Source organism: Geminicoccus harenae, from assembly GCF_019800005.1.
GTDB classification, from domain to species: domain Bacteria; phylum Pseudomonadota; class Alphaproteobacteria; order Geminicoccales; family Geminicoccaceae; genus Geminicoccus; species Geminicoccus harenae.
This window is the reverse complement of the sequence record NZ_JABGCL010000007.1, coordinates 1-25773: the sequence shown is the minus strand read 5'-3', so window position 1 is coordinate 25773 and position 25773 is coordinate 1. Positions and strand designations below refer to the sequence as shown.

Below are 25773 nucleotides of genomic sequence, written 5' to 3'. Positions count from 1 at the left end.
ACATGAAACTCAACGAACTCCGGGACAACCCGGGTGCCCGCGGCCCGCGCAAGCGGCTCGGGCGCGGCATCGGCTCCGGCCTGGGCAAGACCTCGGGCAAGGGCCATAAGGGTGCCAAGGCGCGCGCCGGCGGCGTGAAGCCGCCGTACTTCGAAGGCGGCCAGATGCCGCTGTACCGTCGTCTGCCCAAGCGCGGGTTCACCAACATCTTCCGTCCGGACTATGTGGTGGTGAACCTGGACCGGCTGCAGCAGGCGGTGGATGCCGGCCGCATCGATGCGGCGCAGCTCGTGGACGCCGCCGCCATGATGGCGGCGGGCCTGGTCAGTGATCCCAAGGACGGCATCCGCCTGCTCGGGCGGGGCAGCCTCACCACCGGCCTGACCATCGAGGTGGTCGGTGCCTCGGCCTCGGCCGTGCAGGCGGTCGAGAAGGCCGGCGGCAAGGTGAACGTGATCGGCGGCGCTGTCGCCGCGTCGGAGTAAGGAAGAACCATGGCCTCGGTCGCCGAACAGCTTGCGGCGAACGTCAACTTCGGTGCTTTCGCCAAGGCGACCGAGCTCAAGAAGCGCCTGTGGTTCACCCTGGGCGCGCTGATCGTGTACCGACTCGGCACCTACGTGCCGCTGCCGGGCATCGATCACGCGGCCATGGCGCAGATCTTCCAGAGCCAGGCCGGCGGCATCGTCGGCATGTTCAACGTGTTCGCGGGTGGCGCCCTCGAGCGCATGTCGATCTTCGCACTCGGCATCCTGCCCTACATCTCGGCATCGATCATCCTGCAGTTGATGACCGCGGTCTCTCCGACCATGGAGGCCCTCAAGAAGGAGGGTGAGAGCGGCCGGAAGAAGATCAACCAGTATACCCGCTACCTGACCGTGGTGCTCTGCGCCTTCCAGGCCTATGGCCTGGCGATCGGGCTGGAAGGGACCACGAGCGGCTTCGGCAGCGCCGTGATCGACCCCGGATGGTTCTTCCGCTTCTCCACGGTGGTGACCATCGTCGGCGGCACCATGTTCCTGATGTGGCTGGGCGAGCAGATCACCGCCCGCGGCATCGGCAATGGCATCTCGCTGATCATCTTCGTGGGCATCATCGCGGCCCTGCCGTCGGCGCTGGCCAGCCTGCTGGAGCTGGGCCGCACCGGTGCCATCTCGTCGGGCTTCATCATCGCGCTGATCGTGCTGGCGCTGGCGGTGATCGCGGCGATTGTGTTCATGGAGCGGGCACAGCGCCGGGTGCTGGTGCAGTATCCCAAGCGCCAGCAGGGCAACCGCGTGTTCGGCGGCGAGAGCTCGCACCTGCCCTTGAAGGTCAACACTGCGGGCGTGATCCCGGCGATCTTCGCCAGCTCGCTGCTCCTGCTGCCGGCGACCTTCAGCAGCTTCATCGACGCGAACACCAGCCATCCCTGGCTGATCGAGCTGAACGCCATGCTCGGCCGGGGCCACCCGGTGCACATCCTGCTCTACATCGCGCTGATCGTGTTCTTCGCCTTCTTCTACACGACCATCGTGTTCAATCCGAAGGAAACGGCGGAGAACCTGCGCAAGCAGGGCGGGTTCATCCCGGGCGTGCGGCCGGGCGAGCGGACCGCGGCGCATCTCCAGTACATCCTGACCCGGCTGACGGTGGTGGGTGCGGCCTATCTGGCGGCGGTGTGCGTGCTGCCCGAGATCCTGATCTCGGAATATGCCGTGCCGTTCTACTTCGGCGGCACCAGCCTCCTGATCGTGGTGTCGGTGACCATGGACACGGTCGGCCAGATCCAGTCCCACCTGATCGCCCACCAGTATGAGGGGCTGATCAAGAAGGCCCGCCTGCGCGGCCCGGTCGGGAGACGCTGATGCGCATCGTTCTCCTGGGCCCGCCCGGTGCGGGCAAGGGCACCCAGGCCGGCTGGATCCGCGACCGCTATGGGATCCCGCAGCTTTCCACCGGCGACATGCTGCGAGCCGCGGTGGCGAACGGCACCGAGGTCGGGCTGCAGGCCAAGGCGATCATGGAGGCCGGCAAGCTGGTCTCCGACGACGTGATCAACGCGATCGTGGCCGAGCGGATCGACCAGCCGGACTGTGCCGGCGGCTTCATCCTGGACGGCTTCCCGCGGACCACCCAGCAGGCGGCGGCGCTGGAGCAGATGCTCGCGACGCGCGGCCTGGCGCTGGATGCGGCGCTCGAGTTCAAGGTCGATCCGGCCGCTCTGGTGGCGCGGATCGCCGGACGGTTCTCTTGTGCCAGTTGCGGCACCGGCTATCATGACGAGTTCAAGCGTCCGAAGGTGGACGGGGCCTGCGACGTATGCGGCGGTACGGAGTTCGTGCGCCGCAAGGACGACCAGCCCGAGACCGTGCAGGCGCGCCTGGAGGCCTACGAGGCCCAGACGGCCCCGTTGCTGCCCTACTTCAGGGAGCGCGGGCTGCTGCGCACGGTCGATGGCATGGCACCGATCGAGGAGGTGACCGCCGAGGTGGCGGCCGTTCTCGATGCGGTTTCTAAGAACGACGGAGCGGCCAACGCTTGACAGTCGTAATTCGGTTCTTATGATCCGCGCACTTTTGTCGCCACCGACCGGTGGCGATGCGATCGCGCGTTGCGTTGGAAGGGGAGCGATCGGTGGCTCGTATCGCAGGTGTGAACCTGCCCAGTGGCAAGCAGGCCTGGGTTGCGCTGACTTATATTTTCGGGATCGGGCCGCACAGCTCTCGCATGATCCTGGATGAGGTCCAGATCGACCACAGCCGGCGTATCAATGATCTGAGCGACGCGGAGCTCGTGAAGATCCGTGAGGTGATCGACCGTCGCCTGAAGGTCGAAGGCGACCTGCGCCGCGATGTGGCGATGAACATCAAGCGGCTGATGGATCTCGGCTGCTATCGCGGCCTGCGGCATCGCCGCGGCCTGCCGGTGCGCGGTCAGCGGACGCACACCAATGCGCGTACCCGCAAGGGTCCGGCCCGGGCTATCGCCGGGAAGAAGAAGGCGACGAAGAAGTAATCATGGCTACTGGCAAGGACACGGGCGGTCGCATCAAGCGCCGCGAGCGGAAGAACATCACGTCGGGCGTGGCGCATGTCAGCGCCACGTTCAACAACACCATGGTGACCATCACCGACGCGCAGGGCAATGCGATTGCCTGGTCGTCGGCCGGTGCCCAGGGCTTCAAGGGCTCGCGCAAGTCGACCCCCTTCGCGGCGCAGGTCGCCGCGGAGCTGGCCGCGCGCAAGGCCATGGAGCACGGCATGAAGACGGTCGAGGTCCAGGTGCGCGGCCCGGGCTCCGGGCGGGAGTCGGCGCTGCGTGCGCTGCAGGCGGCCGGTCTCGTGGTGAGCACGATCCGCGACGTCACGCCGATCCCGCACAACGGCTGCCGGCCGCGCAAGCGTCGCCGCGTCTGACCGCTCAATCTCCCCGCTGAACGGGTCCCGGCGCGCCGCAAGGTGCCCGGGACCCGTTCTTACGATCGATCGTCGTTCCTGAGAGGCATCCCGTGATCCAACGGAACTGGCATGAGCTGATCAAGCCCCAGAAGCTCGACATTCAGGTCGGCCGGCGCCCGGATCGTGAAGCGACGGTGATCGTCGAGCCGCTGGAGCGCGGCTTCGGCATCACCATCGGCAATGCGTTGCGCCGCGTCCTCCTGTCGTCGCTTCAGGGTGCCGCGATCACCTCCGTGCAGATCGACGGCGTGCTGCACGAGTTCGCCGCCATCCCGGGCGTCCGCGAGGACGTCACCGACATCGTGCTGAACCTGAAGACCGTGGGCATCCGCGCCCATGGCGAGGCGCCCAAGCGCTGCTACCTCAAGGTCGAGGGCCCGGCCGTCGTCACCGCCGGCATGATCGAGACGCCGCATGACGTCGAGATCATGGATCCCGACCAGGTGCTCTGCCATGTCGACCAGGGCGGCAAGCTCTCGGTCGAGCTGATCGTGCAGACCGGCAAGGGCTATGTCGCCGCCCACCTGAACAAGGCCGAGGACGCGCCGATCGGCCTCATCGCCATCGACGCGATCTACAGCCCGGTGCGCAAGGTCGCCTACAAGGTCGACAACAGCCGCGTCGGCCAGCAGACCGACTATGACCGCCTGACCCTGCAGCTCGAGACCGACGGCTCGGTGAGCCCGGAGGACGCGCTGGCGCTGGCCGCCCGCATCCTGCAGGACCAGTTGCAGCTGTTCATCAACTTCGAGGAGCCGCAGGCCCACGGTGCCGGCGAGGTCAAGCGCGACCTGCCGTTCAACCCGAACCTGCTGCGCAAGGTCGACGAGCTGGAACTGTCGGTCCGCTCGGCGAACTGCCTGAAGAACGACAACATCGTCTATATCGGCGACCTGGTCCAGAAGACCGAGGCCGAGATGCTGCGCACGCCGAACTTCGGCCGCAAGTCCTTGAACGAGATCAAGGAAGTGCTGGCGCAGATGGGCCTGCACCTGGGCATGGAAGTGCCTGGCTGGCCGCCGGAAAACATCGAGGAACTGGCCCGCAAGGTCGAGGAGCCCTTCTAAGCCGTCGGCTTTGACGGCAGGGCAGGGCAGCTAGGGTTTCATCGGGCCGCGTCGGTCGCGTCCCTTGGTAACGTCGGAAGGTCAACATGCGTCATCGTGTCAGCGGCCGTGCTTTCAGCCGCGACAGCTCCCACCGGCAGGCGATGTTCGCCAACCTGGTGAGCGCACTGGTCAAGCACGAGCAGATCGTGACGACCCTGCCCAAGGCCAAGGAGCTGCGCCCGATCGTCGAGAAGATGGTCACGCTCGGCCGCAAGGGCGACCTGGCTGCCCGCCGTCTCCTGATCGCGCGGACCCGCAACGAGGGCACCGCCAAGAAGCTGGTCGAGGTGCTGGGCCCGCGCTACGCGAACCGGCCGGGCGGCTATGTCCGGATCCTCAAGGCCGGGTTCCGCTATGGCGACAACGCGCCGATGGCCGTGATCGAGTTCGTCGACCGCGACATCGAGGCCAAGGGCAAGGATAGCGGTCCGGTGCCGGTGCGCGAGGAAGAGGACGAGGCGATCGCCGCCGCGGCCTGACCGGCAGCGGTGATCGGGCAGGGGTAGCGGGCCGGGCTTCGTGCCGGCTTCACGATCCCCCGTGCCGGGACCATATCGAAGGGGCCGGGCGGCGACGCCCGGCCCTTTTCCGTTTCCAGCGGCAATCATGGAGCGTCCTGGCATGCGCAGCCCGACCATGCGGCTGTGGTTGATCGTCCTGGTCCTGCTCGGTGCAGGCCTGCCGTCGGCTGCGCAGGAGCGACGGGTCCCGGACAGCCAGGCGCAGGTGCAGCTCAGCTTCGCACCCGTGGTCCGCGCGGTGGTGCCGGCCGTGGTCAACATCCAGACCTCGCGCAACGTCACCCAGCGCGGCCGGCCGCTCCTGGCCGACCCGCTCCTGGAGTTCTTCTTCGGCCGGGGCGGGCCGCGGGCTCCGGCGGAGCGCCGCCGGGTCGAGAACTCGCTGGGCTCGGGCGTGCTGCTCACGAGCGACGGCGTGGTGGTGACCAACAACCACGTGATCGAGAACGCGGACGAGATCACGGTGATCCTGTCGGACCGGCGCGCGTTCCAGGCCAGGCTCCTGTCCCGCGACGAGCGTGCCGACCTGGCGTTCCTGCAGATCGATACGGAGGGCGAGAAGCTGCCGACCCTGGAACTCGCCCGCTCCGACGACCTGCAGGTGGGTGACCTCGTTCTGGCGGTAGGCAACCCGTTCGGCATCGGCCAAACCGTCACCTCGGGCATCGTCTCGGCCACCAACCGCTCGGCCGAGGGGCTGGAGCGCGACGTCTCGTTCATCCAGACCGATGCCGCGATCAACCCGGGCAATTCGGGCGGCGCCCTGGTCGACCTCCAGGGGCGGCTGGTCGGCATCAACACCGCGATCTTCTCCCGCTCGGGCGGCTCGATCGGGATCGGCTTCGCCATCCCGGCGGACCTGGTCCGGGTGCGGCTGCAGCAGGCGGTCTCCGGGGCGGAGGAGGTGTCCCGCCCCTGGCTGGGCGCCGACCTGCAGAGCGTCGATGTCGGGATCGCCGAGAGCCTGAACATGCAAAGCCCGCGCGGTGTGCTGGTCGGCAGGGTCTGGCCGCACGGGGCTGCCGCGGATGCGGGGCTTCTGACCGGCGACGTGATCCTGTCGGTGGATGGCGGGGCGGTCGATGATCCCGCGAGCTTCGGCTACCGGATGTCGCTCCAGCCGCTCGGCACGCCCGCCAGGCTCGAGATCCTGCGCCGCGGCAAGCAGCGGACCGTGCAACTGCCGCGGGCGGTAGCACCCGAGCGGCCGGCACCGGAGGTCACCCGCTTCGGACGCAACGAGACCCTGGCCGGCGCCACGATCGCCAACATGTCGCCGGGCTTCAACGAGCGGCTGGGGCTGGATCCGTTCGAGACCGGCGTGGTGGTGGTCGAGGTCGAGCGCGGGTCGCCCGCCGCCTACATGAACCTCGAACCCGGCGACGTCATCGTCGGCATCGACGGCGTGAAGACGCCGGACGTGCGCTCGGTCAAGGCGGCACTGCCCCGCGTGGGCCGGCCGTTCCGGATGGCGGTCAAGAGCGGCGGGCGGCTCTACCAGCTCCAGGTGGGCGGCTGATGGACGATCTGTTCGGGACGGCACCCAAGGCCACGCCCGGGCGCGGGCGGCGCAAGGAGGCCGACCGGCCGCTGCCCGACCGGCTCCGGCCCGAGCGCATCGAGGATCTGGTGGGCCAGGAGCATCTGCTCAGCGACGAGGCGCCGCTGGCCCGGATGCTCGCCAAGGGCCGCCTCCAGTCGCTGATCCTGTGGGGGCCACCCGGCTGCGGCAAGACCACGCTGGCGCGGATCCTGGCAGGGGCGGTAAACGAGCCGCTGCTGGAGCTCTCCGCCGTCATGTCCGGCGTCGCCGAGTTGCGCCGCAGCTTCGAGGATGCGCGCAAGCTGCGCGCGGGCGGCAGCCACCCGCTGCTCTTCATCGACGAGATCCATCGCTACAACCGCGCCCAGCAGGACGGCCTGCTCCACGAGGTCGAGGATGGCACCGTCACTCTGGTCGGCGCCACCACCGAGAACCCGTCCTTCGCGCTGGTCCCGGCCCTCCTGTCGCGCTGCCAGGTCCTGGTGCTGCACCGGCTGGACGCGGAGGCCATGGAGCGGCTGCTGGCGCGCGCGGAGGCCATGCTGGGCCGCCCTCTGCCGCTGGACGGCCCGGCCCGCGCGCGGCTGGGCGAGATGGCGGACGGCGATGGGCGCTACCTCCTGAACCTGGTGGAGGCACTGGCCGACCTGCCGGCCGAGCCCATGCTCGACGCCCAGGCACTCGGCCGGATCCTGCAGCGGCGCATGCCGCTCTACGACCGGGCCCAGGAGAGCCACTACAACCTGATCAGCGCCCTGCACAAATCGGTGCGTGGCTCCGATCCGGACGCTTCGCTCTACTGGTTCTGCCGGATGCTGGAAGGCGGGGAGGACCCACGCTTCCTGGCGCGGCGGATCGTGCGGATGGCGGTGGAGGATATCGGGCTGGCCGATCCGCGCGCCGTCGAGCAGGCCCTGGCGGCCGCTGCCACCTATGAGCGGCTGGGCAGCCCGGAGGGCGAGCTGGCCCTGGCCCAGGCGGTCGTCTACCTGGCGGCGGCCCCCAAGTCGAATGCGGTCTACCTGGCTTACAAGGCGGCGCGCCAGTCGGCGAAGCAGACGGGCTCCCTGATGCCACCGGCGACCATCCTGAATGCGCCGACCGTGCTCATGAAGGAGCTAGGCTATGGCCAGGACTATGCCTATGACCACGACGCGCCGGACCGCTTTTCCGGCCAGAACTATTTCCCCGACGGGATGCCACGCCCGACCTTCTACCGGCCGACCGGGGAAGGGATCGAGGCCAGGATCGCCGAGCGCCTGAACCGGCTCGACCGGTTGCGCGCCGAACGCAGGAAGGATCGGACGCCATGAGCGGCGTCGAGCAGAGGACCGTGGCAGGCAGCGAGGCCCATTGGCGCTTCGACCGCTGGTGCAAGGCCCATTTCCCCGAGCTGGGCTTCGGCCGGATGCAGAAGCTGCTGCGCACCGGCCAGTTCCGGGTGGACGGCAAGCGGCTGGACGCGGCCACCCGGCTGGTGCCGGGGCAGGTGGTGCGCATCCCGCCGCTGCCGGCCGAGCCGGAGGAATCGCCGGGCAGCGCTCCGAAGCCGCCCGCCCGCCCGCCTGAGCGCGACGTGGCGATGCTGCGCTCCCTGGTCATCCACGAGGACGACGCGCTGATCGCGTTCGCCAAGCCCGCTGGCCTGGCGGTCCAGGGCGGCAGCGGCACGACCCGGCATGTGGATGGGCTGATGCAGGCGTTCGCCGGCCGGGGCGGCGACAAGCCGCGCCTGGTGCACCGGCTGGACCGCGACACGTCCGGCGTGCTGGTGCTCGCCAAGACCGCTGCCGCCGCGCGCGAGCTGACCTTCGCCTTCCAGCAGCACCGGATCCGCAAGCTCTACTGGGCGGTGGTGATCGGCCGGCCCACGCGTGACGCCGGGGTGATCGACCTGGCCCTGGAGAAGGGCGGCACCAGCGGGCGGGAGAAGATGACCGCCAGCGAGGGGGACGAGGCGCGCTTTGCTCGTACCGGCTTCCGGGTCCTGGAGGCGAACAGCAAGGTCGCCGCCTGGCTGGGCCTCCTGCCGCTCACCGGCCGCACCCACCAGTTGCGCGCGCATTGCGCCCTGTCGGGCTTCCCGATCCTGGGCGACGGCAAGTATGGCGGGAAGGCCGCCCATCCGACCGGAGCGCCGGCGCGCCTGGCCCTCCATGCCCGCGAGCTCGATTTGCCGCACCCGGACGGTGGCCGACTGCGGCTGGTGGCGGAGCCGGACCGGCCGATCCGCGAGGCGCTGGACTGGATGGGGATCGGCAAGAGCCAGCCGCCCTTTGCCCGGCTGGACGACTGGCCGGAGGAGCGGCGGTGAGGCTGGTCCTGTTCGATTGCGACGGCACGCTGGTGGACAGTGGTGCCCTGATCGTGGCGGCAGCCCAGGATGCGTTCGCCGAGTTCGGCCTGCCGGCACCCGACGAGCTGACGCTGCGCGCGGCGATCGGCCTGTCGGTGGCGCAGTGCCTGGAGTTCTGGCGCCCGGACCTGCCGGTTGCCGACCAGGCCGCGATCGGCCAGGCGTTCGGCCGCCATTACTGGAAGCACCGCACGGCCGGGATCCATGCCGAGCCGCTGTTCCCCGGCATCCTGGCGCTGCTGGACCGCCTGGCCGCCCAGCCCGACACGCTGCTGGGCATCGTCACCGGCAACAGCCGGCGCGGGCTGGACGCGATCCTGGCCCATCACGAGCTGGCCGACCGGTTCGTCACCCTGCAGACCGCCTGCCGGCACCCCTCCAAGCCGCATCCGGCCATGGTGCTGGAAGCCCTGGCCGAAACCGGGGCGAGGGCGGAGGACACGGTGGTGATCGGCGACACGTCCTATGATGTGCTGATGGCCAAGGCCGCGGGCGCGCTGCCAGTGGGCGTGGCCTGGGGCAACCATCCGGTCGAGCGGCTGGTCGAGGCCGGCGCCGCGCACGTGGCGCACGCGGCGACGGATCTGCACCCGATTCTGGGACTCGCATGAAGCGTTTCTTCAAGCAGGTGGGCATCGCCCGCCATGGTGACGAGTGGCAGGTGCTGCTGGACGGCAAGCCGATCCGCACCCCGTTGCGCCGCACCCTCGCCCTGCCGACCGAGGCGCTGGCGCGCGCGGTGGCGGTCGAGTGGGAGGGGCAGGACGAGGAACTGCAGCCGGCCACCATGCGGGTCACCAGGCTCGCCACCACGTCCGTCGACCTGATGCCGGAGCGGCGCCAGCCGGCGATCCGGCAGGTCATGGATTATCTCGGCACCGACATGCTGTGCTATCGCGCCAGCGACCCGCGTGATCTCGCGCAGCGGCAGGACGAGGCCTGGCAGCCATGGCTGGACTGGCTGGCGGGCGCCTTCGACGTGCGGCTGCCGGTCCACCGCACGGTGCTGCCGCAGGAGGCACCTGCGGGGGCGGAAGAGCGCCTGCTGCCGGTGGTGGAGGCGCTGGACGGCTGGCAGCTCGTGGCGCTGCATGCCGCGGTGACCATCACCCACTCCCTGGTGCTGGGCCTGGCCATGATGGAGGCGGTGCTGCCGGCCGACGAGGCGTTCGAGGTGGCGCAGCTCGACACGCTCTACCAGGTGGAGCACTGGGGCGAGGATCCCGAGATCACAAGGCGGCACGCGGGGCTGCGCGCCGAGCTGGAAGCGGTCGAGCGGTTCGTGCAGGCGCTGGCACCACCCTTGCGCATGTGAGTGTTTGCGCGCCACCGTGCGGGCGCGCATGAGGTCGACGCATTGAGACTTGCAGGGGAGGCGCTGGCAGGGATGGCCGTGCAGACGATCATCGAGCAGCTCGAGGAGATGCGCCAGGCGGCGCGCCAGGGCGGCGGGGAGAAGCGCGTCCGCAACCAGCACCAGCGGGGCAAGCTCACCGCGCGGGAGCGGATCGAGCTCCTGCTGGACCCGGGCTCCTTCGAGGAGACCGACATGTTCGTCGAGCATCGCTGCGTCGACTTCGGCATGGAGAACCAGCGCATCCCAGGAGATGGCGTGGTCACCGGGCAGGGGACGATCAACGGCCGGCTGGTCTTCGTGTTCAGCCAGGACTTCACCGTGTTCGGCGGTGCCTTGTCCGAGGCCCATGCCGAGAAGATCTGCAAGATCATGGACCGGGCGGTGAGCGTCGGGGCGCCTGTGATCGGCCTGAACGACAGCGGCGGGGCGCGCATCCAGGAAGGCGTGGCGTCGCTGGCCGGCTATGCCGACGTGTTCCAGAAGAACGTGCTGGCCTCGGGCGTGATCCCGCAGATCTCGGTGATCATGGGCCCGTGCGCCGGCGGTGCGGTCTATTCGCCGGCCATGACCGACTTCATCTTCATGGTCCGCGACAGCTCCTACATGTTCGTGACCGGGCCGGACGTGGTGAAGACCGTCACCAACGAGGTGGTGACCGCGGAGGAACTGGGCGGTGCCGGGACCCATACCGGGCGCTCAGGGGTGGCGGACCTCGCCTTCGACCACGACATCCAGGCACTGCACGAGATCCGGCGCTTCTTCGACTTCCTGCCGCTCAACAACAAGGAGAAGCCGCCGGTCCGCCCGGCGGTCGACCCGATCGAGCGGGACGACCACTCGCTCGACACGCTGATCCCGAACAACTCGAACCAGCCCTACGACATGATGGAGCTGATCGAGAAGATCGTGGACGAGGCGGACTTCTTCGAGCTGCAGAAGGACTATGCCAAGAACATCATCACCGGCTTTGCCCGGATGGAGGGCAGCACGGTCGGCATCGTCGCCAACCAGCCCATGGTGCTGGCCGGCTGCCTGGACATCGCGGCCTCGATCAAGGCCGCGCGGTTCGTGCGCTTCTGCGACTGCTTCAACATCCCGATCGTGACGCTGGTCGACGTGCCGGGCTTCCTGCCGGGCGTGGGCCAGGAATATGGCGGGATCATCAAGCACGGGGCGAAGCTCCTGTTCGCCTATGCCGAGGCCACCGTGCCCAAGGTCACGGTGATCACCCGCAAGGCCTATGGCGGTGCCTATGACGTGATGGCGTCCAAGCATCTGCGCGGCGACGTCAACTTCGCCTGGCCCACCGCGGAGATCGCGGTGATGGGGCCGAAAGGGGCGGTGGAGATCATCTTCCGCCAGGATGCCGGCGATGCGGAGGCGATCGAGGCCCGGACCGCGGAATATCGCGAGCGGTTCGCCAACCCGTTCGTGGCGGCCAGGCGCGGCTTCGTCGACGACGTGATCATGCCGCACGGGACCAGGCGGCGGATCGGCAAGTCGCTGCGCTGGCTGGCGAACAAGCAGCTCGCCAACCCCTGGAAGAAGCACGCCAACATTCCGCTCTGACGTCGCCGCGGGAACCCTGCACCATGTTCAAGAAGATCCTGATCGCCAACCGCGGCGAGATTGCCTGCCGGGTGATCCGCACCTGCAAGAAGCTGGGGATCGCCACGGTCGCGGTCTATTCCGAGGCGGACGCGCAGGCGCTGCATGTGCGGATGGCCGACGAGGCGGTGGCGATCGGCCCGGCACCGGCGCGCGACAGCTATCTGGTCATCGACAAGATCGTGGCGGCCTGCCGGCAGACGGGGGCGGAGGCGGTCCATCCGGGCTACGGCTTCCTGTCCGAGAACCCGGCCTTCGCAAAGGCGCTGGACGAGGCCGGGATCGTGTTCATCGGGCCGCCCATGACCGCCGTCCAGGCGATGGGCGACAAGATCGAGAGCAAGATCCTGGCCCGCCAGGCCGGCGTCTCGGTGGTGCCCGGGCACAACGAGCCGGTATCCGACCCGGACGAGGCGCTGCGGATCGCCCGGCGGATCGGCTATCCGGTCATGGTCAAGGCGGCGGCCGGCGGCGGCGGCAAGGGCATGCGGATCGCCCATGACGACCGGTCGCTGGTCGAGGGGCTGGAGCGGGCGCGCTCGGAGGCGCGTTCCTCGTTCGGCGACGACCGGGTGTTCCTCGAAAAATATGTCGAGCAGCCCCGGCACATCGAGATCCAGGTGCTGGCCGACAAGCACGGCCACGCCATCCATCTGGGCGAGCGGGAATGCTCGATCCAGCGCCGCCACCAGAAGGTGATCGAGGAGGCGCCCTCGCCGTTCCTGGACAAGGCGACCCGCCAGGCCATGGGCGCCCAGGCCGTCGCGCTGGCCGAGGCGGTGGGCTACCACTCGGCCGGTACGGTCGAGTTCATCGTCGACGCAAAGCGCAACTTCTACTTCCTGGAGATGAACACCCGGCTCCAGGTCGAGCATCCGGTGACCGAACTGGTGACCGGGCTGGACCTGGTCGAGTGGATGATCCGGATCGCCTGGGGCGAGCACCTGACGATCCGCCAGGACGAGGTGAAGCTGTCCGGCTGGGCGATCGAGGCGCGGGTCTACGCCGAGGATCCGTCGCGCGGCTTCCTGCCCTCCACCGGAAGGCTGCGGCGCTACCAGCCGCCGGCGGGCGAGGGGCTCCGGGTCGATGCCGGCGTGGCCGAGGGCCTGGACGTCTCGATGTTCTACGACCCGATGATCGCGAAGCTGTGCGCCTTCGCGGCGGACCGGGCCAGCGCGGCCGAAAAGCTCGCCGACGCGCTGGACGCCTATGTGATCCGGGGCCTCAGCCACAACATCGCCTTCCTGACCTCGCTGATCACCCATCCGCGCTATCTGGAAGGCCGGCTCACCACCAACTTCATCGCCGAGGAATATGGCGACCGGTTCGAGGGCACCGAGCTGCCGCACGAGGCCAGGCGGGACCTGGCCGCGATCGCGGTCGCCATGCGGGTGATCGAGGCGGAGCACGCCATGGCCGCCAGCGGCAAGCTGCCGGGCTGGCGGCCTGCCCATGTCGCCGACTGGCGGGTGAAGCTGGACGACGAGCTGTTCGACGTGCGGCTGGACGACCCGGTCGGCAACCCGCCGACGCTCCGGATCGGGGACCGGGTGGTGCAGCCCCGTCTCGACTGGCAGCCCGGCCGGCTGCTCGCGACGGCGACCGTGGATGACCGCCGGCTGATCCTGCAGGTCGACCGCCGGCCGGAAGGCTATCTCCTGACCCATCGCGGTGCGCAGGTGGCGGTGCTGGTGCGAACCCGCGCGGCCGCCGATTACGCCGCGCGCATGCCCAAGAAGCAGCCGCCGGACCTGTCGCGGCTCCTGGCCTCGCCCATGCCCGGGCTGATCGTGGCGGTGGCGGTCGAGCCCGGCCAGGAGGTCAAGGCCGGCCAGGAACTGTGCGTGCTGGAGGCGATGAAGATGCAGAACATCCTGCGCGCCGAACGCGACGCCGTGGTCGAGAGCGTGAAGGTGGCGCCGGGCGATGCGGTGGCATCCGACCAGGTGCTGATGACGTTCGTCGGCGCGGCCGGCTGAGCAACGAGGACAGTCCGATGACCCATCTGCCGTTTGCCACCGGGGGCTCGCTCGAGATCCGCCGGGTGTTCTGCGTCGGGCGCAACTATGCCGAGCACGCGAAGGAGATGGGCCACGACTCGCGCGAGCCGCCCTTCTTCTTCGCCAAGGCGCCCGAGGCGCTGATCCCCGGGCCGGAGGTGCCCTATCCGCCGATGACCCAGGACCTGCACCACGAGGTCGAGCTGGTCGTGGCGATCGGCCGAGATGGGGCGGGGATCGGGGTGGAGGCGGCGCGCTCGCACATCGCGGGCTATGCGGTGGGCATCGACCTCACAAGGCGCGACCTGCAGGCGATCGCCAAGAAGCAGGCGCGGCCCTGGGCGCTCGCCAAGTCCTGGATCGGTGCGGCACCGATCGGCACGCTGCATGCGCCGGCGGAAGTGGGGCACCCGCGCGCGGGCCGGATCGAGCTCGAGGTCAACGGGCAGGTGCGCCAGTCCGGCGACCTCGCCGAGATGATCTGGAGCGTGGACGAGATCGTCGCCGAATTGTCGCGCTACGACCGGTTGCTGGCCGGCGACCTGATCATGACCGGTACGCCTGCCGGGGTGGGCCCGCTGGTCGTGGGCGACCGGGTCGAGGTAGCGATCCAGGGCGTGGGGGCAGCGACCTTCGCCATCACGGCACCGGCCGGCTGAGCCCGACTTCCGGAAAGGGCCTGGAAACGACAAAGGCCGAAGGGCGGTAGCACCTTCGGCCTCGTGATCGTCTCGCCTCTGCCCTCAGCGGGCGTGGCAATGGCGGCTCGCTCGCCGCCTGGAGCATTAACGAGCGGCTGCTGCCTTCGATGCCACGCTCTCGAGCTCGGAGCGCAGCACACCGATGTCATAGAGCTCGCGGTCGGAAAGCCGCGACAGCTCGTTCATGGTCTGACGGTACAGCCACCAGCGCTTGATGCCCCCGAACAGACCCTCGGACGCAGGCGCCTTGGTGGCGTTGCGCAGCTGCCAGGAAGCCACCGCGGTGGTCGCGAGCACGCTGTAAGGGTTGATGAACTCGATCGACATGGCTGGATACTACTTCACTGTTACATGAGCGATCACCGGCGCTCCGGTGTCTGCCGCATGCACTTTACACTGACCCATATGGCCAACCGTTGGGCATTCCGGAACCAACGTTTGTGCAATGCAGCATCGATCCTGCTGCATGATAGATGGAGCTTTCGTCATGTAACTGTGGCGGCCCGATCGCGGCTCTCGCACCTGGGCGGCTCGTGCGGCCAAAACCATGTCTAGGGCAAACCTCTGGAGGCGGTGGAGGCGGTAATGCTCGACGGCTTCGAGAAGTGGCGGATGGCGGGGGACGGTGCGGAGATCTTCGTGCAGGTCGGCGGCTCCGGGCCGCCTTTGCTGCTCCTGCACGGCTATCCGCAGACCCACCTGATGTGGCACCAAGTGGCACCGGATCTGGCGAAGCGCTACACCGTGGTCTGCCCGGACCTGCGCGGTTACGGCGTGTCGAGCGCGCCAAGCGGCACGCCGGACCATGCGAACTACAGCAAGCGCGCCATGGCCAAGGACATGGTGGCGGTGATGGCGGGGCTGGGCTTTCGGCGGTTCGCCGCGGCCGGCCATGACCGTGGCGGGCGGGTGCTGCACCGGATGTGCCTGGACCATCCCGAACAGGTCGCGGCCGCCGCGGTGCTGGACATCGTGCCGACGCGCACCGTGTTTGCCGCGACCAGCCAGGCGCTGGCGTCCGGCTACTACCACTGGTTCTTCCTGAGCCAGCCCTCGCCGTTGCCGGAGCGGCTGATCTCGCTCGACCCCGGCTTCTGGGTGCGGGCCAAGCTGGAACGCTGGTCGGGCACGGGCCTGACTGCGTTCCACCCGGAGGCGGTGGCGGCCTATGTCCACGCCTTCACCGATCCGGCGGTTGTCCATGGGACCTGCGAGGACTACCGGGCCGCCGCTTCGGTGGACCTGGAGCATGACGCTGCCGACCAGGATGTCCGAATCGGCTGCCCGCTCCTGGTGCTGTGGGGCGAGCAGGGGCTGATGCACCGCCAGTTCGACGTGCTGGACACCTGGCGGGTCAAGGCGTCCGGTCCGGTCACCGGCCAGGCACTAGCTTGCGGCCATTTCCTGCCCGAGGAGCAGCCGGAGCGCACGCAGGGCGCGCTGGCGGAGTTTCTCGCCCGGCACTGGCCGGCCTGACCCGCCGCCTTACGCGGGAGCGGTCGCCTGCCCGTCCGGCGAGCCGGCGATCCGGTGGCGCTGCGTCACCTGGACAGCGCGGTGCTCGACCCGGCCGGTCATGAACTCCAGCACGGCACCACCTGCATCCGCCGGTGCGACCCAGAGCGTGCCGTTGGCGCTGTGCCTGGGGGTGACGCCGTTGCGGAGCAGCAGCGCCTCGACCCGGCGCAGGCTCGCCACCTCGACCGCGAGTGCCGCCGGGAAGGGCGGCTCGGCCAGGCGCAGGCCGGGAAAGCGCCGGACGGCGCTCACCAGGTCGATCACCGACAGGCGCCCCTGGGCCAGGCGGAAATGCGCCCCGTGCGGGCGGCCGAGCAGCCGGGCCAGCCGGCCGCGGCTGGCCTGCGGATCGCGCACCACCAGCGTCACCCCGGTCAGGCGCCTGGCGCCGTTGGGATGCGCCGGCAGCACGTCCGGCCAGATCACCCCGCGCGAATGATGCTCGACCAGGGCCAGGTCGGCATCCGGCCAGCTCCGGCCGTCCAGCTGGGTCAGGCGGAAACTGGCCGGCAGGGTCGCATCGCCGAACGGCCATTCCCGCACCAGGCTGCGCGGCGCAGCCAGCCCCGGCAGTTCCTCACCCAGCACCCGGTGGAGCCGCGTCAGATCGTCCGTGGCGAGGCCCACGAAGTGGATGCCCTCGCGCCGTTCGGCCCGCTCGGCGATCGCCCGGGCATGGGCGGTCTCCTCCGTGGCCTCGACCAGCTCCAGATAGCTGCCTCCAGGGTGATGCAGCACCCGGCCGTGCCGAAGGCCTGGGTCCGGCCGCCGGGCTCGAGCTGGCCCTGGTGGGGCAGCCTCGGTGCGATCCGGAAGCCCATCCGCTCGAAGGCCGGTGCCGTCCGGGCGAGGCGGCGGGCCAGCAGGGCCGCATGGTCCAGGGTCAGGTCGAACTCGGGCATGGCCTTGCAGCTCCGCAGGCAGCAGCGCGTCCGTCCAGTTGCAGCCTCGAACACCGCCCGTCAAGATCAACCGACAGTTGATATGAGCACGGCTGATCATGGGCCCGGCGCCGTTCGCCGGCCGATCACGCCCGACCCGTCGCCTCGATCTCGCAGGTCCGCAGGATGATCCCGACCACCGCCGCCACGTCGTCCAGACCCACCACCGGCACGGGGCAGCCGGGCAGCGGCACGTCGGCGGCGACCGCGACGATCGTCGGGTCCTCCTCTGCCAGGAGCGGGGTGCCGCGCTCGCCCCGGTGCACCTCGACCTTGGGATGGCGGTGGCGCTTGAAGCCCTCCACCAGCACCAGATCGACCGGCGTCATCCGGGCGAGCAGCTCCTCCAGCTCCGGCTCAGGTGCCTCGCGCAGCTCGCGGACCAGCATCCAGCGCTGGCTGGTCGCCAGCATGACCTCGCTGGCACCGGCCGCACGGTGGCGGTAGCTGTCCTTGCCCGGCTGGTCGAGGTCGAGCTGGTGGTGCGCATGCTTGATCGTCGAGACCCGCAAGCCTCTTGCGGTGAGCTGCTCGACCAGCCGCACGACCAGCGTGGTCTTGCCGTTGTTCTTCCACCCGACGACACCGAAGATCCGCATGAACCGCCTCTGGCCCTTGATTGGCTGAGGGCGTACCACTGCCGCGCCGGGATCGCGAGGCGGCAGTGGTGATGGAACAGACGGTGAGGTCACCGGAGCCGGCCCGGCTGGATGCGCGGCATCTGGCCTGCCCGTTGCCGGTGCTGAAGGCGCGCAAGCGCCTGCTCGCCATGGCGCCGGGCGAGCTTCTGCTGGTGCTGGCGACCGATCCCGCAGCCCTGCGCGACTTTCCGGATTTCGCGCAGGTGGCGGGCCACCGGCTGCTCGAGGCGGGCGAGATCGAGCCAGGCCTGTTCCGCTTCCTGATCGAGCGCGGCTGAGCCGTCAGCGCCGGCGCAGCGCGCTGGGCGAGGTGCCGAAGCGGCGGTGAAAGCTGCGGCTGAAATGCTCCAGGCTGGCAAAGCCGCACTCCAGCGCTACCTCGCGCACCGTCCGGTCGGTGCCGAGGAGCTGGTCGCGCGCCTGGCGCAGGCGCAGGTCCAGGAGGAAGCGGTGCGGGCTCTGGCCGGTCTCGCGGCGAAACAGGCCGGTGAGCCCGCGCACCGACAGGCCGGCGTGGCGGGCCAGGACCGGCAGCGGCCAGCCGCCCGCCGGATCCTGCTCGATCGCGTCCAGCACCCGCCCGAGCCGGCCGTCCCGCACGCCCAGCCTAGCCCCGATCCGCGGCCGCTGCGGCAGGTCGCCGGCCCGCCCGCTGCCCGAGACCAGCTGCTCGGTGACGGCCTTGGCCAGCGTCTCGCCATGCCGCCGGCCGATCAGATGGAGCATCATGTCGAAGGGCGAGGTGCCGCCGGCACTGGTGAAGCGGTCCCGGTCGATCTCGTAGAGCCTGGCGGTGAGCTCGACTGCCGGGAACGTGGCGGCGAAGCCCGGTGCCGCCTCCCAGTGCAGGGTGGCGCGGTAGCCATCCAGCAGGCCTGCTGCCGCCAGCGGCCACACGCCCGTGTCCAGCGCACCCATCGCCACGCCGAACCGGGCCAGCCGGCGCAGCCGCGCGAGCATGCTGCCGACCACGTACCGTTCCGGCTCAAAGCTCGCCACCACGACCAACGAGCCGAATGTCCGGTGCTCGGGCAGCGGCCCGTCCGCCAGCACCGCCAGTCCGTTGCTCGCCTGCACCGGCTGCCCGTCCAGGCTCAGGATCTGCCAGCGATAGAGCTCGCGGCCGGCGGCACGATTGGCGACGCGCAGCGGCTCGATGGCGGAGGTGAACGCCATCATCGAGAACCGGTCCAGCAGCAGGAACGCAACCGGATCGGGGGCAGCGCGCGTGACGGGATCGAGCATGCCGCAAAGTTCAGGCAGATTGCCGGTTTCGTCAAACGGGCAGCAGAGCGTCATGCCAAGCTCGCCGCAAGAACAAGGGAGGCGGCAGCATGAACCGGGACGTCATCGTCAGTTGCGCGGTCACCGGCGCCGGCGACACGGTGGGCAGGCACCCGGCGATCCCGGTCACCCCTGAGCAGATCGCTTCAGCTTGCATCGACGCGGCCAAAGCCGGGGCCGCGATCGCCCATATCCATGTCCGCGATCCCCAGACCGGCAAGGCCGCGCGCGCCCCGCATCTTTATCGCGAGGTGGTGGAGCGGGTCCGCGCCTCGGGCGTGGACGTCGTCCTCAACCTGACCGCCGGCATGGGCGGCGACTTCGTGCCGGATCCCCAGGAACCCTGGCGGGGCGGCGAGGGCACCGACATGGCCTCGGTCGAGGACCGGCTGACCCATGTCGTGGAGCTGCGGCCGGAGATCTGCACGCTGGACTGCGGCTCGATGAATTACGCGAGCGCCGCCTATGTCAGCACGCCCGAGCAGCTCCGCCAGATGGCGCGGATCATCCGCGAGGTCGGCGTGCGCCCGGAGATCGAGGTGTTCGAGCTGGGCCATGTCTGGATGGCGAACACGCTGATCGAGGAGGGGCTGATCAAGACGCCGGCCCTGTTCCAGCTCTGCATGGGCATCCTGTTCGGCGCACCCGCCGACATCCGCGCCATGACCGCAATGCGCGACCTGCTCCATCCGGGCTCGCATTTCGCCGCCTTCGGGATCGGCCGGATGCAGATGCCGATGGTGGCGCAGGCCATGCTGCTGGGCGGCAATGTCCGGGTCGGCCTCGAGGACAATCTGTGGCTGGACAAGGGGGTACCCGCCACCAACGGGAGCCTGGTCCAGCGGGCCTGCGAGATCGTCCGCCTCCTGGGCGGGCGGACCCTCTCGCCGAGCGAGGCCCGCGAGAAGCTCGGCCTGAAGCGGCAGCGCTGAAGGAGGCCACTGCCATGACCATCAGGACGGTGGGTCTCGTCGGTACCGGGGTGATCGGCTCTGGCTGGGCCGCGCGCTGCCTGTTCCGCGGCCTGGACGTGGTCGCGAGCGACCCGTCGCCGGGGGCCGAGGATCTGCTGCGCGCCAATGTCGAGAATGCTTGGCCGGCCATGGCCAAGCTGGTGCAGGCGCCCCTGCCGCCGCCCGGCAGGCTCACCTTCGTCCGGAGCCTGGAGGAGGTCGCCGCCAGCGCCGACTTGGTGCAGGAATCGGCGCCGGAGCGGATCGAGCTGAAGCGGCAGCTGTTCCAGGCACTGGACCGGGTGGCCGGGCCGGACGTGATCCTGGCCTCGTCCTCGTCTGGCCTCCTGCCCAGCGAGATCCAGGCAGGGCTGCGCCATCCCGGGCGGGTGGTGATCGGCCACCCCTTCAACCCGGTCTATCTCCTGCCCTTGTGCGAGGTGCTGGGCGGCAAGCAGACCGACCCGGCGGCGGTCGACCAGGCGATGGCGTTCTACACGTCGATCGGCATGCACGCGCTCAAGGTGCGCAAGGAGATCGAGGGCTACATCTCCGACCGGCTGCAGGAGGCGCTCTGGCGCGAGGCCCTGCACATGGTGAACGACGGTGTCGCCTCCACTGACGAGATCGACGCCGCCATCGCCTATGGCCCGGGCCTGCGCTGGTCGTTCTGGGGCACCTGCCTGATCTTCCACCTGGCCGGCGGCGAGGGCGGGATGCGCGCCATGCTGGAGATGTTCGGCCCGGCCCTGCAATGGCCGTGGACCAGGCTGAAGGCGCCGGACCTCACGCCTGAGCTGATCGAGCGAATGGTCGAGGGGTGCGAGGCCCAGGCGGCCGGGCGCAGCATCAAGGAGCTGGAGCGCCAGCGCGACGCAGCACTGGTCGACGTGATCCGGGCACTGCATCCGCATAAAGTGGGGGCCGGCGCCACGCTGGCAGCCGACGAAGCCGGGCTCTACGGCAGGATCGCGTACCCGCGCTGGACGCCCGGCACGCGCATCGACGTGCCGCTCCAGCTCTATCGCGGCGGGGTGAACCCGTCCTGGGTCGACTATAACGGGCACATGTCCGAGGGCTCCTATCTCTGGGCCTTCGGCGACGCCTCCGACGCGCTGTTCCGCTTCATCGGCATCGACGAGGCCTACCGGGCCTCCGGCAGCAGCTTCTACACGGTCGAGAGCCACATCAATTACTTCCGGGAAGTCGGGGCCGGCGACCGGCTCCGCTACACGACTCGGATCCTCGACCTCGACGAGAAGCGCCTGCACCTCTTCCACGAGATGTTCCACGACGTGACCGGCGAGCGCATCGCCGTCACCGAGCAGATGCTCATGCATGTCGACACGCAGGCACAGCGCTCGGCCCCGATCCGGCCGGATGTGATGGCGGTGCTGACGGCGATCTTCGCGGTCCATCGCGAGGCTCCGCGGCCCGACCATGCCGGGCGGACCATCGGCATCCGGCGCAGGGGCTGAACTCATGGATTTCGGGCTTTCCGGCGAGCAGGAAATGCTGGTCGAGACCACGCGCGCCTTCGTGGAGAAGGAGCTCTATCCCTTCGAGGCGGAGGTCGAGCGGACCCGGGCGGTGCGCCCGGAACTGGTCCGTCAGGTCATCGACCGGGCACTGGAGGCCGGCCTTTATGCCGCCAACATGCCGGAGGGGCTGGGCGGCGGCGGGCTGGATACCGTCTCCATGTGCCTGGTCGACCGCGAGCTCGGCCGTGCCGCCTATGCGCTGCATTATCTGGTGGCCAGGCCCTCCAACATCCTGCAGGCCTGCACCGGGGCGCAGCGCGAGCGCTACCTGTTCCCGGCGATCCGCGGCGAGAAGATCGACTGCCTGGCGATGACCGAGCCGGATGCCGGCTCGGACGTTCGCTCGATGAAGTGCACGGCGCGCCAGGACGGCACGGACTGGGTGATCGACGGCGAGAAGCATTTCATCAGCCATGCCGACCTCGCCGACTTCGTGATCCTGTTCGCGGCCACCGGCGAGGAGGAGACGCCGCGCGGGCGAAAGAAGCGGATCACCACCTTCCTGGTCGACAAGGGCACGCCCGGCTTCGAAGTCCTGCCGGGCTACGTCTCGGTCAGCCATCGCGGCTACCACAACTGCCGGCTCCGCTTCGAGAACTGCCGGCTGCCGGCCGAACAGGTGCTGGGCGAGCCGCACAAGGGCTTCGAGGTCGCCAATGACTGGCTGGGCGCCACGAGGCTGCAGGTGGCGGCGACCTGCCTCGGGCGCTCGCATCGGGCGCTGGAGCTGGCGACGGACTGGGCCGCACAGCGCCGCCAGTTCGGCCAGCAGATCGGCAAGTTCCAGGGGGTGAGCTTCAAGCTGGCCGACATGAAGCTCCTGCTGCAGCAGGCCGAGCTGCTGACGCTGTGGGCGGCCTGGCGCCACGACCAGCGGATGATGCGCGACGAGGATGCGGCGATGGCCAAGCTCGCCGCCAGCGAGGCGCTGGGCCGCATCGCCGACGAGGCCCTGCAGATCTTCGGGGGCATGGGGCTGATGGAGGACCTGCCGCTGGAGCGCATCTGGCGGGATGCCAGGGTGGAGCGGATCTGGGAGGGCACCTCGGAGATCCAGCGGCACATCATCAGCCGCGCCATGCTCCGGCCGCTCGGCGCATGAGGCCGCTCGGCCGGCTCCTGGCACCACGCCGGGTGGCAGTGATCGCCGGCCGCTATGCCGGCCCAGCCATCGCCCAGCTTCTCCGGATCGGCTTTGCCGGCACGATCCATCCGGTCTCGCCCAGTCGTGCCGAGGTGGCCGGCATCGCCGCCGTACCCTCGGTGGCAGAACTGCCGGACGGGATCGATGCCGCGTTCCTGGCGGTACCGGCACCGGCCTGCCCGGCGATCGTGGCGGAGCTGCGGGTAAAGGACTGCGGCGGGGTGGTGTGCTTCAGCTCGGAGTTCGCCGAAACCGGGGCCGCAGGATTACAGCAGGCCCTGGTGGCGGCGGCCGGCGACATGCCGCTGCTGGGCCCCAACTGCCACGGCATCCTGAACGGGCTGGACCGGTCGGCACTCTGGCCGGACGAGCATGGGGTCCGGCCGATCGAGCGGGGGGTCGCGATCCTGAGCCAGAGCGGCAACATCGCGATCAACCTCACCATGCAGCAGCGCTCTGTGCCGATCGCGCTGGTGGCGAGCCTGGGCAACCAGGCTCAGCTCGGTGCCGCCCCGCTTCTGGCTCATCTCGCCCGGGACGAGCGGATCACCGCGATCGGGCTGCATCTGGAAGGCCTGGACGATCCGCCGGCCTTTGCTGCCGCCGCTACCGCGGTCCAGGCGGCCGGCAAGCCGGTCGTGGTGCTCAAGACCGGCCGCTCGGCGGCAGGTGCGCGGGCGGCCGTGACTCATACCAGCACGCTCGCCGGTTCGGCACGGGTCTATGACGCCTATTTCGAGCGGCTGGGCATCGCCCAGGTGTCGAGCGTCGCGGCCCTGCTCGAGACGCTGAAGCTGCTTCACGTGCATGGCCGGCGACCCGGGCGGCGGATCTGCTCGGCATCCTGCAGCGGCGGCGAGGCGGGGCTGGTGGCCGATCAGGCGGAGCGGCTGGGCCTGGAGCTGCCCCCCCTGGCCCCCGCCCATGCGCAGGCGGTGGCAGAAGCCCTGGACGGGCGGGTCCGGCCCGATAATCCCCTGGATTACCAGACGTTCATCTGGGGCCAGGGCGACCGCCTCCAGACGGCGTTTTCCGCCTTGCTGGCGAACGAATTCGACACCGCGCTGCTGATCGTCGATTACCCCACCCATGAGGGCTGCAACTCGTCCTCGTGGAACATTACCGTCGACGCGTGGTGCCGGGCGGCTAAAACGACCGGTCAGGCTGCCGCGGTCGTCGCGACCCTGCCCGAATGCCTGCCCGAGGACCGCCGTGGCCGGCTGCTGCAGGAGGGCACCGCACCGCTCCAGGGCATCGCCGAGGCGCTGGAAGCGGTGGCGGCAGCGTCCATCCCCCCGCCATGCGGTCCGCCTCTCCGTGCCATGCCCGGCCTGGCGGCGGGCCAGCCGGTGTTGCTGGGGGAGGTCCAGGCGAAGGCGCTGCTGGCGCGCCATGGGCTGCCCGTGCCGCCGGCACGCCTGGTGACGCTCGCGGACTGTGGCGCGGCCGCGGACGAGCTGGGCTACCCGGTGGTCCTCAAGACCGCCAGCCCCAGCGTCACGCACAAGTCGGAGCTGGGCGGGGTGGCGCTGGGCCTGCTCGATGCCAACCAGGTCCAGGACGCGGCCCGGTCGATGGCGCCGCTCGGGCCGGACTTCCTGGTGGAGCGGATGATCACGGACGTCGTCGCCGAGGTCATCGTGGGGATCGTCCGCGAACCGGGCTTCGGCCCGGTCCTGGTGCTGGGCGCGGGCGGCGTGCTGGCCGAGCTGCTGGACGACAGCCGCATCCTCCTGCTGCCGGTCGACCGGGCGATGGTGGAGGCGGCACTGGACGGGCTGCGCATCGGCCGGCTGCTCGCCGGCTATCGCGGCGTTGCACCAGGCGACCGGCCCGCACTGGTAGCCGCGATCCTGGCCCTCGCGGCGTTCGCCCAGGCCGAGGCGCACCATCTGGTGGAGCTGGACGTGAACCCGATCCTGGTCCGGCCGGAAGGGCAGGGCGTGGTGGCGGCAGATGCCCTTTTGAGGATGGTGGAGCCATGAGCGGACCGCTGAACGTCACGGTCGAAGGCCCGGTCCTGACGGTCGTGATCGACCGGCCGAAGGCGAACGCGATCGATGCCGCGACCAGCCGGCTGCTGGGCGAGACGTTTGCCCGGTTCCGCGACGATCCGGCCCTGCGCGTGGCGATCCTGACCGGGGCGGGGGAGCGGTTCTTCTCGGCGGGCTGGGACCTGGCCGCGGCTGCGGCCGGCGAGGCTCCCGACAGCGACTACGGGGTGGGCGGCTTTGGCGGGATCGCCCGGCTGCCCGGCCTGAACAAGCCGGTCATCGCTGCGGTCAACGGCATGGCCGTGGGCGGCGGCTTCGAGCTGGCGCTGTGCTGCGACCTGGTGGTGGCGGCAGCGCACGCCCGGTTCTGGCTGCCGGAGACCCGGGTAGGGTTGATCGCGGATGCCGCGACCCTGCGCCTGCCAAGGCGCCTGCCGCGGGTGCGTGCGATCGAGCTGTTGCTGACCGGCCGCCGGCTGGCCGCTGCGGAGGCGGAAGCCTGGGGGCTGGTGAACCGGGTGGTGGAACCGGCCGATCTGCTGGCCGAGGCGATGGCCATGGCGCGCTCCATCGCCGAGGGCGCACCACTGGCGGTGGCGGCGGTGCTGGAGGTCGCGCGTGCCGCAGAGGCCATGAAGCTGGCCGATGCCTATGCGCTGCTGGAGAGCGGGGATCTCCCGGCCTACCGGGCCATGCTCGGCTCGGAGGACGCGATCGAGGGTCCGACCGCCTTTGCCGAGAAGCGCGCCCCAATCTGGCGAGGACGCTAGCGCCCTGGACGACGAAGGCCCCTGCCTGAAGGGCAGGGGCCTCGCCTCGGGCTAGCTTCGGCTCACGCCTTGCAGCCGCTGAACTTGGCGGTGCCGTTCGCCTTGGCGAACTCCTTGGTGACCTTCCACCAGGGCGCCCCGCTCTTCCAGCTGTCCCAGCCGCGGGCCCCCTTCTTCGGGGTCATCGAGCCCCAGATCACCACGCCATCGGCCAGGTCGTGGACGGTCTTGAGCTGGGTCTTCCAGAAGTTGGCCGACATGTACTTGCGGCCGTCGTCGGAGTTCCAGTTGTGGATCTGCGGCCAGATGAACGGGATCACCGGCTTGCCGTACTGGCGCGCCTCGGCGA

27 protein-coding genes are annotated in these 25773 nt (G+C 69.9%); 22 read left to right on the top strand and 5 right to left on the bottom strand.

The features are described from left to right. The first annotated feature begins 2 nt into the window (after positions 1-2). The 15 genes from rplO (at position 3) to HLA95_RS07750 (ending at position 14596) form a co-directional block, all read left to right on the top strand. The gene (gene rplO / locus HLA95_RS07820) at positions 3-485 is read left to right on the top strand and encodes a 50S ribosomal protein L15 (RefSeq protein ID WP_191058068.1); all 483 of its coding nucleotides are present in this window, start codon (positions 3-5) and stop codon (positions 483-485) included. A 9-nt stretch (positions 486-494) separates the two neighbouring features. Further along, positions 495-1847, top strand: a complete 1353-nt coding sequence (gene secY, locus HLA95_RS07815) for a preprotein translocase subunit SecY (RefSeq protein ID WP_191058067.1) — start codon at positions 495-497, stop codon at positions 1845-1847. Beyond that, positions 1847-2524 (top strand): adenylate kinase, encoded by a 678-nt coding sequence (locus tag HLA95_RS07810; RefSeq protein ID WP_191058066.1) that lies wholly within the window; start codon positions 1847-1849, stop codon positions 2522-2524. Before secY ends, HLA95_RS07810 begins: the two co-directional genes overlap by 1 nt. Positions 2525-2616: 92 nt before the next feature. After that, positions 2617-2997, top strand: coding sequence for a 30S ribosomal protein S13 (gene rpsM, locus HLA95_RS07805; protein ID WP_191058065.1), 381 nt, complete (start codon positions 2617-2619; stop codon positions 2995-2997). Between the two features lie 2 nt (positions 2998-2999). Continuing rightward, the gene (gene rpsK, locus HLA95_RS07800) at positions 3000-3398 is read left to right on the top strand and encodes a 30S ribosomal protein S11 (protein WP_159718107.1); all 399 of its coding nucleotides are present in this window, start codon (positions 3000-3002) and stop codon (positions 3396-3398) included. Between the two features lie 92 nt (positions 3399-3490). Next, the gene (locus HLA95_RS07795; RefSeq protein WP_191058064.1) at positions 3491-4507 is read left to right on the top strand and encodes a DNA-directed RNA polymerase subunit alpha; all 1017 of its coding nucleotides are present in this window, start codon (positions 3491-3493) and stop codon (positions 4505-4507) included. A gap of 86 nt (positions 4508-4593) precedes the next feature. Then, on the top strand, positions 4594-5028 hold the full coding sequence (gene rplQ / locus HLA95_RS07790; protein ID WP_191058063.1) for a 50S ribosomal protein L17: 435 nt from the start codon (positions 4594-4596) through the stop codon (positions 5026-5028). Between the two features lie 142 nt (positions 5029-5170). Next, entirely contained in the window at positions 5171-6589 is a 1419-nt protein-coding gene (locus HLA95_RS07785) for a Do family serine endopeptidase (protein WP_191058062.1), read from the top strand. Further along, positions 6589-7926, top strand: a complete 1338-nt coding sequence (locus HLA95_RS07780; protein ID WP_222182944.1) for a replication-associated recombination protein A — start codon at positions 6589-6591, stop codon at positions 7924-7926. The genes HLA95_RS07785 and HLA95_RS07780 overlap by 1 nt, the downstream gene beginning before the upstream one ends. Beyond that, positions 7923-8927 (top strand): RluA family pseudouridine synthase, encoded by a 1005-nt coding sequence (locus tag HLA95_RS07775; protein WP_255591611.1) that lies wholly within the window; start codon positions 7923-7925, stop codon positions 8925-8927. The genes HLA95_RS07780 and HLA95_RS07775 overlap by 4 nt, the downstream gene beginning before the upstream one ends. Next, on the top strand, positions 8924-9580 hold the full coding sequence (locus tag HLA95_RS07770; protein WP_223861749.1) for an HAD-IA family hydrolase: 657 nt from the start codon (positions 8924-8926) through the stop codon (positions 9578-9580). The genes HLA95_RS07775 and HLA95_RS07770 overlap by 4 nt, the downstream gene beginning before the upstream one ends. Beyond that, entirely contained in the window at positions 9577-10284 is a 708-nt protein-coding gene (locus tag HLA95_RS07765; protein WP_191061916.1) for an ATP12 family chaperone protein, read from the top strand. Before HLA95_RS07770 ends, HLA95_RS07765 begins: the two co-directional genes overlap by 4 nt. Before the next feature lie 78 nt (positions 10285-10362). Next, complete coding sequence (locus HLA95_RS07760; protein WP_191060404.1) at positions 10363-11895, top strand: acyl-CoA carboxylase subunit beta; 1533 nt, start codon at positions 10363-10365, stop codon at positions 11893-11895. A 23-nt stretch (positions 11896-11918) separates the two neighbouring features. Continuing rightward, on the top strand, positions 11919-13916 hold the full coding sequence (locus tag HLA95_RS07755) for an acetyl-CoA carboxylase biotin carboxylase subunit (RefSeq protein WP_191060399.1): 1998 nt from the start codon (positions 11919-11921) through the stop codon (positions 13914-13916). 17 nt (positions 13917-13933) lie between these two features. After that, positions 13934-14596: a fumarylacetoacetate hydrolase family protein gene (locus tag HLA95_RS07750; protein ID WP_191060400.1), complete on the top strand. Its 663-nt coding sequence runs from the start codon at positions 13934-13936 to the stop codon at positions 14594-14596. Positions 14597-14722: 126 nt separating this feature from the next. Here the strand turns inward: HLA95_RS07750 and HLA95_RS29815 are convergent, their stop codons facing one another. Continuing rightward, on the bottom strand, positions 14723-14965 hold the full coding sequence (locus HLA95_RS29815; RefSeq protein ID WP_191060401.1) for a DUF1127 domain-containing protein: 243 nt from the start codon (positions 14963-14965) through the stop codon (positions 14723-14725). Between the two features lie 258 nt (positions 14966-15223). Between HLA95_RS29815 and HLA95_RS07740 the strand changes: the two genes are divergently transcribed. Beyond that, on the top strand, positions 15224-16114 hold the full coding sequence (locus HLA95_RS07740; RefSeq protein ID WP_191060402.1) for an alpha/beta fold hydrolase: 891 nt from the start codon (positions 15224-15226) through the stop codon (positions 16112-16114). Positions 16115-16123: 9 nt separating this feature from the next. Here HLA95_RS07740 and HLA95_RS07735 read toward each other — a convergent pair whose 3' ends face one another. Then, the gene (locus HLA95_RS07735) at positions 16124-16894 is read right to left on the bottom strand and encodes a VOC family protein (RefSeq protein WP_222182941.1); all 771 of its coding nucleotides are present in this window, start codon (positions 16892-16894) and stop codon (positions 16124-16126) included. Positions 16895-17183: 289 nt separating this feature from the next. After that, positions 17184-17696 carry a molybdopterin-guanine dinucleotide biosynthesis protein B gene (gene mobB / locus HLA95_RS07730; RefSeq protein ID WP_191062213.1) on the bottom strand — a complete coding sequence of 171 codons (513 nt, stop codon included), beginning with the start codon at positions 17694-17696 and terminating at the stop codon, positions 17184-17186. A 71-nt stretch (positions 17697-17767) separates the two neighbouring features. On the opposite strand from mobB, the gene HLA95_RS07725 reads away from it, so the two are divergent. Continuing rightward, positions 17768-18016: a sulfurtransferase TusA family protein gene (locus tag HLA95_RS07725; RefSeq protein WP_191062214.1), complete on the top strand. Its 249-nt coding sequence runs from the start codon at positions 17768-17770 to the stop codon at positions 18014-18016. A gap of 4 nt (positions 18017-18020) precedes the next feature. On the opposite strand, the gene HLA95_RS07720 is transcribed toward HLA95_RS07725, so the two are convergent. Continuing rightward, positions 18021-18983 (bottom strand): GlxA family transcriptional regulator, encoded by a 963-nt coding sequence (locus HLA95_RS07720; protein ID WP_222182939.1) that lies wholly within the window; start codon positions 18981-18983, stop codon positions 18021-18023. An 89-nt stretch (positions 18984-19072) separates the two neighbouring features. On the opposite strand from HLA95_RS07720, the gene HLA95_RS07715 reads away from it, so the two are divergent. Genes HLA95_RS07715 through HLA95_RS07695 form a run of 5 tightly spaced genes read left to right on the top strand, consistent with a single transcriptional unit; the run spans position 19073 to position 25424 of the window. Continuing rightward, positions 19073-19954 carry a beta-keto acid cleavage family enzyme gene (locus tag HLA95_RS07715; protein WP_191059922.1) on the top strand — a complete coding sequence of 294 codons (882 nt, stop codon included), beginning with the start codon at positions 19073-19075 and terminating at the stop codon, positions 19952-19954. Positions 19955-19968: 14 nt separating this feature from the next. Next, positions 19969-21453, top strand: a complete 1485-nt coding sequence (locus tag HLA95_RS07710) for an L-carnitine dehydrogenase (protein WP_191059923.1) — start codon at positions 19969-19971, stop codon at positions 21451-21453. 4 nt (positions 21454-21457) lie between these two features. Continuing rightward, positions 21458-22618, top strand: coding sequence for an acyl-CoA dehydrogenase family protein (locus HLA95_RS07705; protein WP_191059924.1), 1161 nt, complete (start codon positions 21458-21460; stop codon positions 22616-22618). Further along, positions 22615-24645 carry an acetate--CoA ligase family protein gene (locus tag HLA95_RS07700; RefSeq protein WP_191059925.1) on the top strand — a complete coding sequence of 677 codons (2031 nt, stop codon included), beginning with the start codon at positions 22615-22617 and terminating at the stop codon, positions 24643-24645. Before HLA95_RS07705 ends, HLA95_RS07700 begins: the two co-directional genes overlap by 4 nt. After that, on the top strand, positions 24642-25424 hold the full coding sequence (locus tag HLA95_RS07695) for an enoyl-CoA hydratase-related protein (RefSeq protein WP_191059926.1): 783 nt from the start codon (positions 24642-24644) through the stop codon (positions 25422-25424). Before HLA95_RS07700 ends, HLA95_RS07695 begins: the two co-directional genes overlap by 4 nt. Positions 25425-25486: 62 nt before the next feature. Here HLA95_RS07695 and HLA95_RS07690 read toward each other — a convergent pair. Further along, on the bottom strand, positions 25487-25773 hold a 287-nt coding region (locus HLA95_RS07690), incomplete at its 5' end, for a hypothetical protein (protein ID WP_222182937.1).

Bases quoted from the DNA above. Each gene is read 5' to 3' on its own strand.
- HLA95_RS07765 (WP_191061916.1), top strand. From the start codon at position 9,577: ATGAAGCGTTTCTTCAAGCAGGTGGGCATCGCCCGCCATGGTGACGAG.
- HLA95_RS07810 (WP_191058066.1), top strand. From the start codon at position 1,847: ATGCGCATCGTTCTCCTGGGCCCGCCCGGTGCGGGCAAGGGCACCCAG.
- HLA95_RS07695 (WP_191059926.1), top strand. From the start codon at position 24,642: ATGAGCGGACCGCTGAACGTCACGGTCGAAGGCCCGGTCCTGACGGTC.
- HLA95_RS07715 (WP_191059922.1), top strand. From the start codon at position 19,073: ATGAACCGGGACGTCATCGTCAGTTGCGCGGTCACCGGCGCCGGCGAC.
- rpsK (WP_159718107.1), top strand. From the start codon at position 3,000: ATGGCTACTGGCAAGGACACGGGCGGTCGCATCAAGCGCCGCGAGCGG.
- HLA95_RS07755 (WP_191060399.1), top strand. From the start codon at position 11,919: ATGTTCAAGAAGATCCTGATCGCCAACCGCGGCGAGATTGCCTGCCGG.
- HLA95_RS07785 (WP_191058062.1), top strand. From the start codon at position 5,171: ATGCGCAGCCCGACCATGCGGCTGTGGTTGATCGTCCTGGTCCTGCTC.
- HLA95_RS07705 (WP_191059924.1), top strand. From the start codon at position 21,458: ATGGATTTCGGGCTTTCCGGCGAGCAGGAAATGCTGGTCGAGACCACG.
- HLA95_RS07750 (WP_191060400.1), top strand. From the start codon at position 13,934: ATGACCCATCTGCCGTTTGCCACCGGGGGCTCGCTCGAGATCCGCCGG.
- rplO (WP_191058068.1), top strand. From the start codon at position 3: ATGAAACTCAACGAACTCCGGGACAACCCGGGTGCCCGCGGCCCGCGC.
- mobB (WP_191062213.1), bottom strand. From the start codon at position 17,696: ATGCGGATCTTCGGTGTCGTCGGGTGGAAGAACAACGGCAAGACCACG.
- HLA95_RS29815 (WP_191060401.1), bottom strand. From the start codon at position 14,965: ATGTCGATCGAGTTCATCAACCCTTACAGCGTGCTCGCGACCACCGCG.
- secY (WP_191058067.1), top strand. From the start codon at position 495: ATGGCCTCGGTCGCCGAACAGCTTGCGGCGAACGTCAACTTCGGTGCT.
- rplQ (WP_191058063.1), top strand. From the start codon at position 4,594: ATGCGTCATCGTGTCAGCGGCCGTGCTTTCAGCCGCGACAGCTCCCAC.
- HLA95_RS07710 (WP_191059923.1), top strand. From the start codon at position 19,969: ATGACCATCAGGACGGTGGGTCTCGTCGGTACCGGGGTGATCGGCTCT.
- HLA95_RS07740 (WP_191060402.1), top strand. From the start codon at position 15,224: ATGCTCGACGGCTTCGAGAAGTGGCGGATGGCGGGGGACGGTGCGGAG.
- HLA95_RS07780 (WP_222182944.1), top strand. From the start codon at position 6,589: ATGGACGATCTGTTCGGGACGGCACCCAAGGCCACGCCCGGGCGCGGG.
- HLA95_RS07720 (WP_222182939.1), bottom strand. From the start codon at position 18,983: ATGCTCGATCCCGTCACGCGCGCTGCCCCCGATCCGGTTGCGTTCCTG.
- HLA95_RS07725 (WP_191062214.1), top strand. From the start codon at position 17,768: ATGGAACAGACGGTGAGGTCACCGGAGCCGGCCCGGCTGGATGCGCGG.
- HLA95_RS07700 (WP_191059925.1), top strand. From the start codon at position 22,615: ATGAGGCCGCTCGGCCGGCTCCTGGCACCACGCCGGGTGGCAGTGATC.
- HLA95_RS07775 (WP_255591611.1), top strand. From the start codon at position 7,923: ATGAGCGGCGTCGAGCAGAGGACCGTGGCAGGCAGCGAGGCCCATTGG.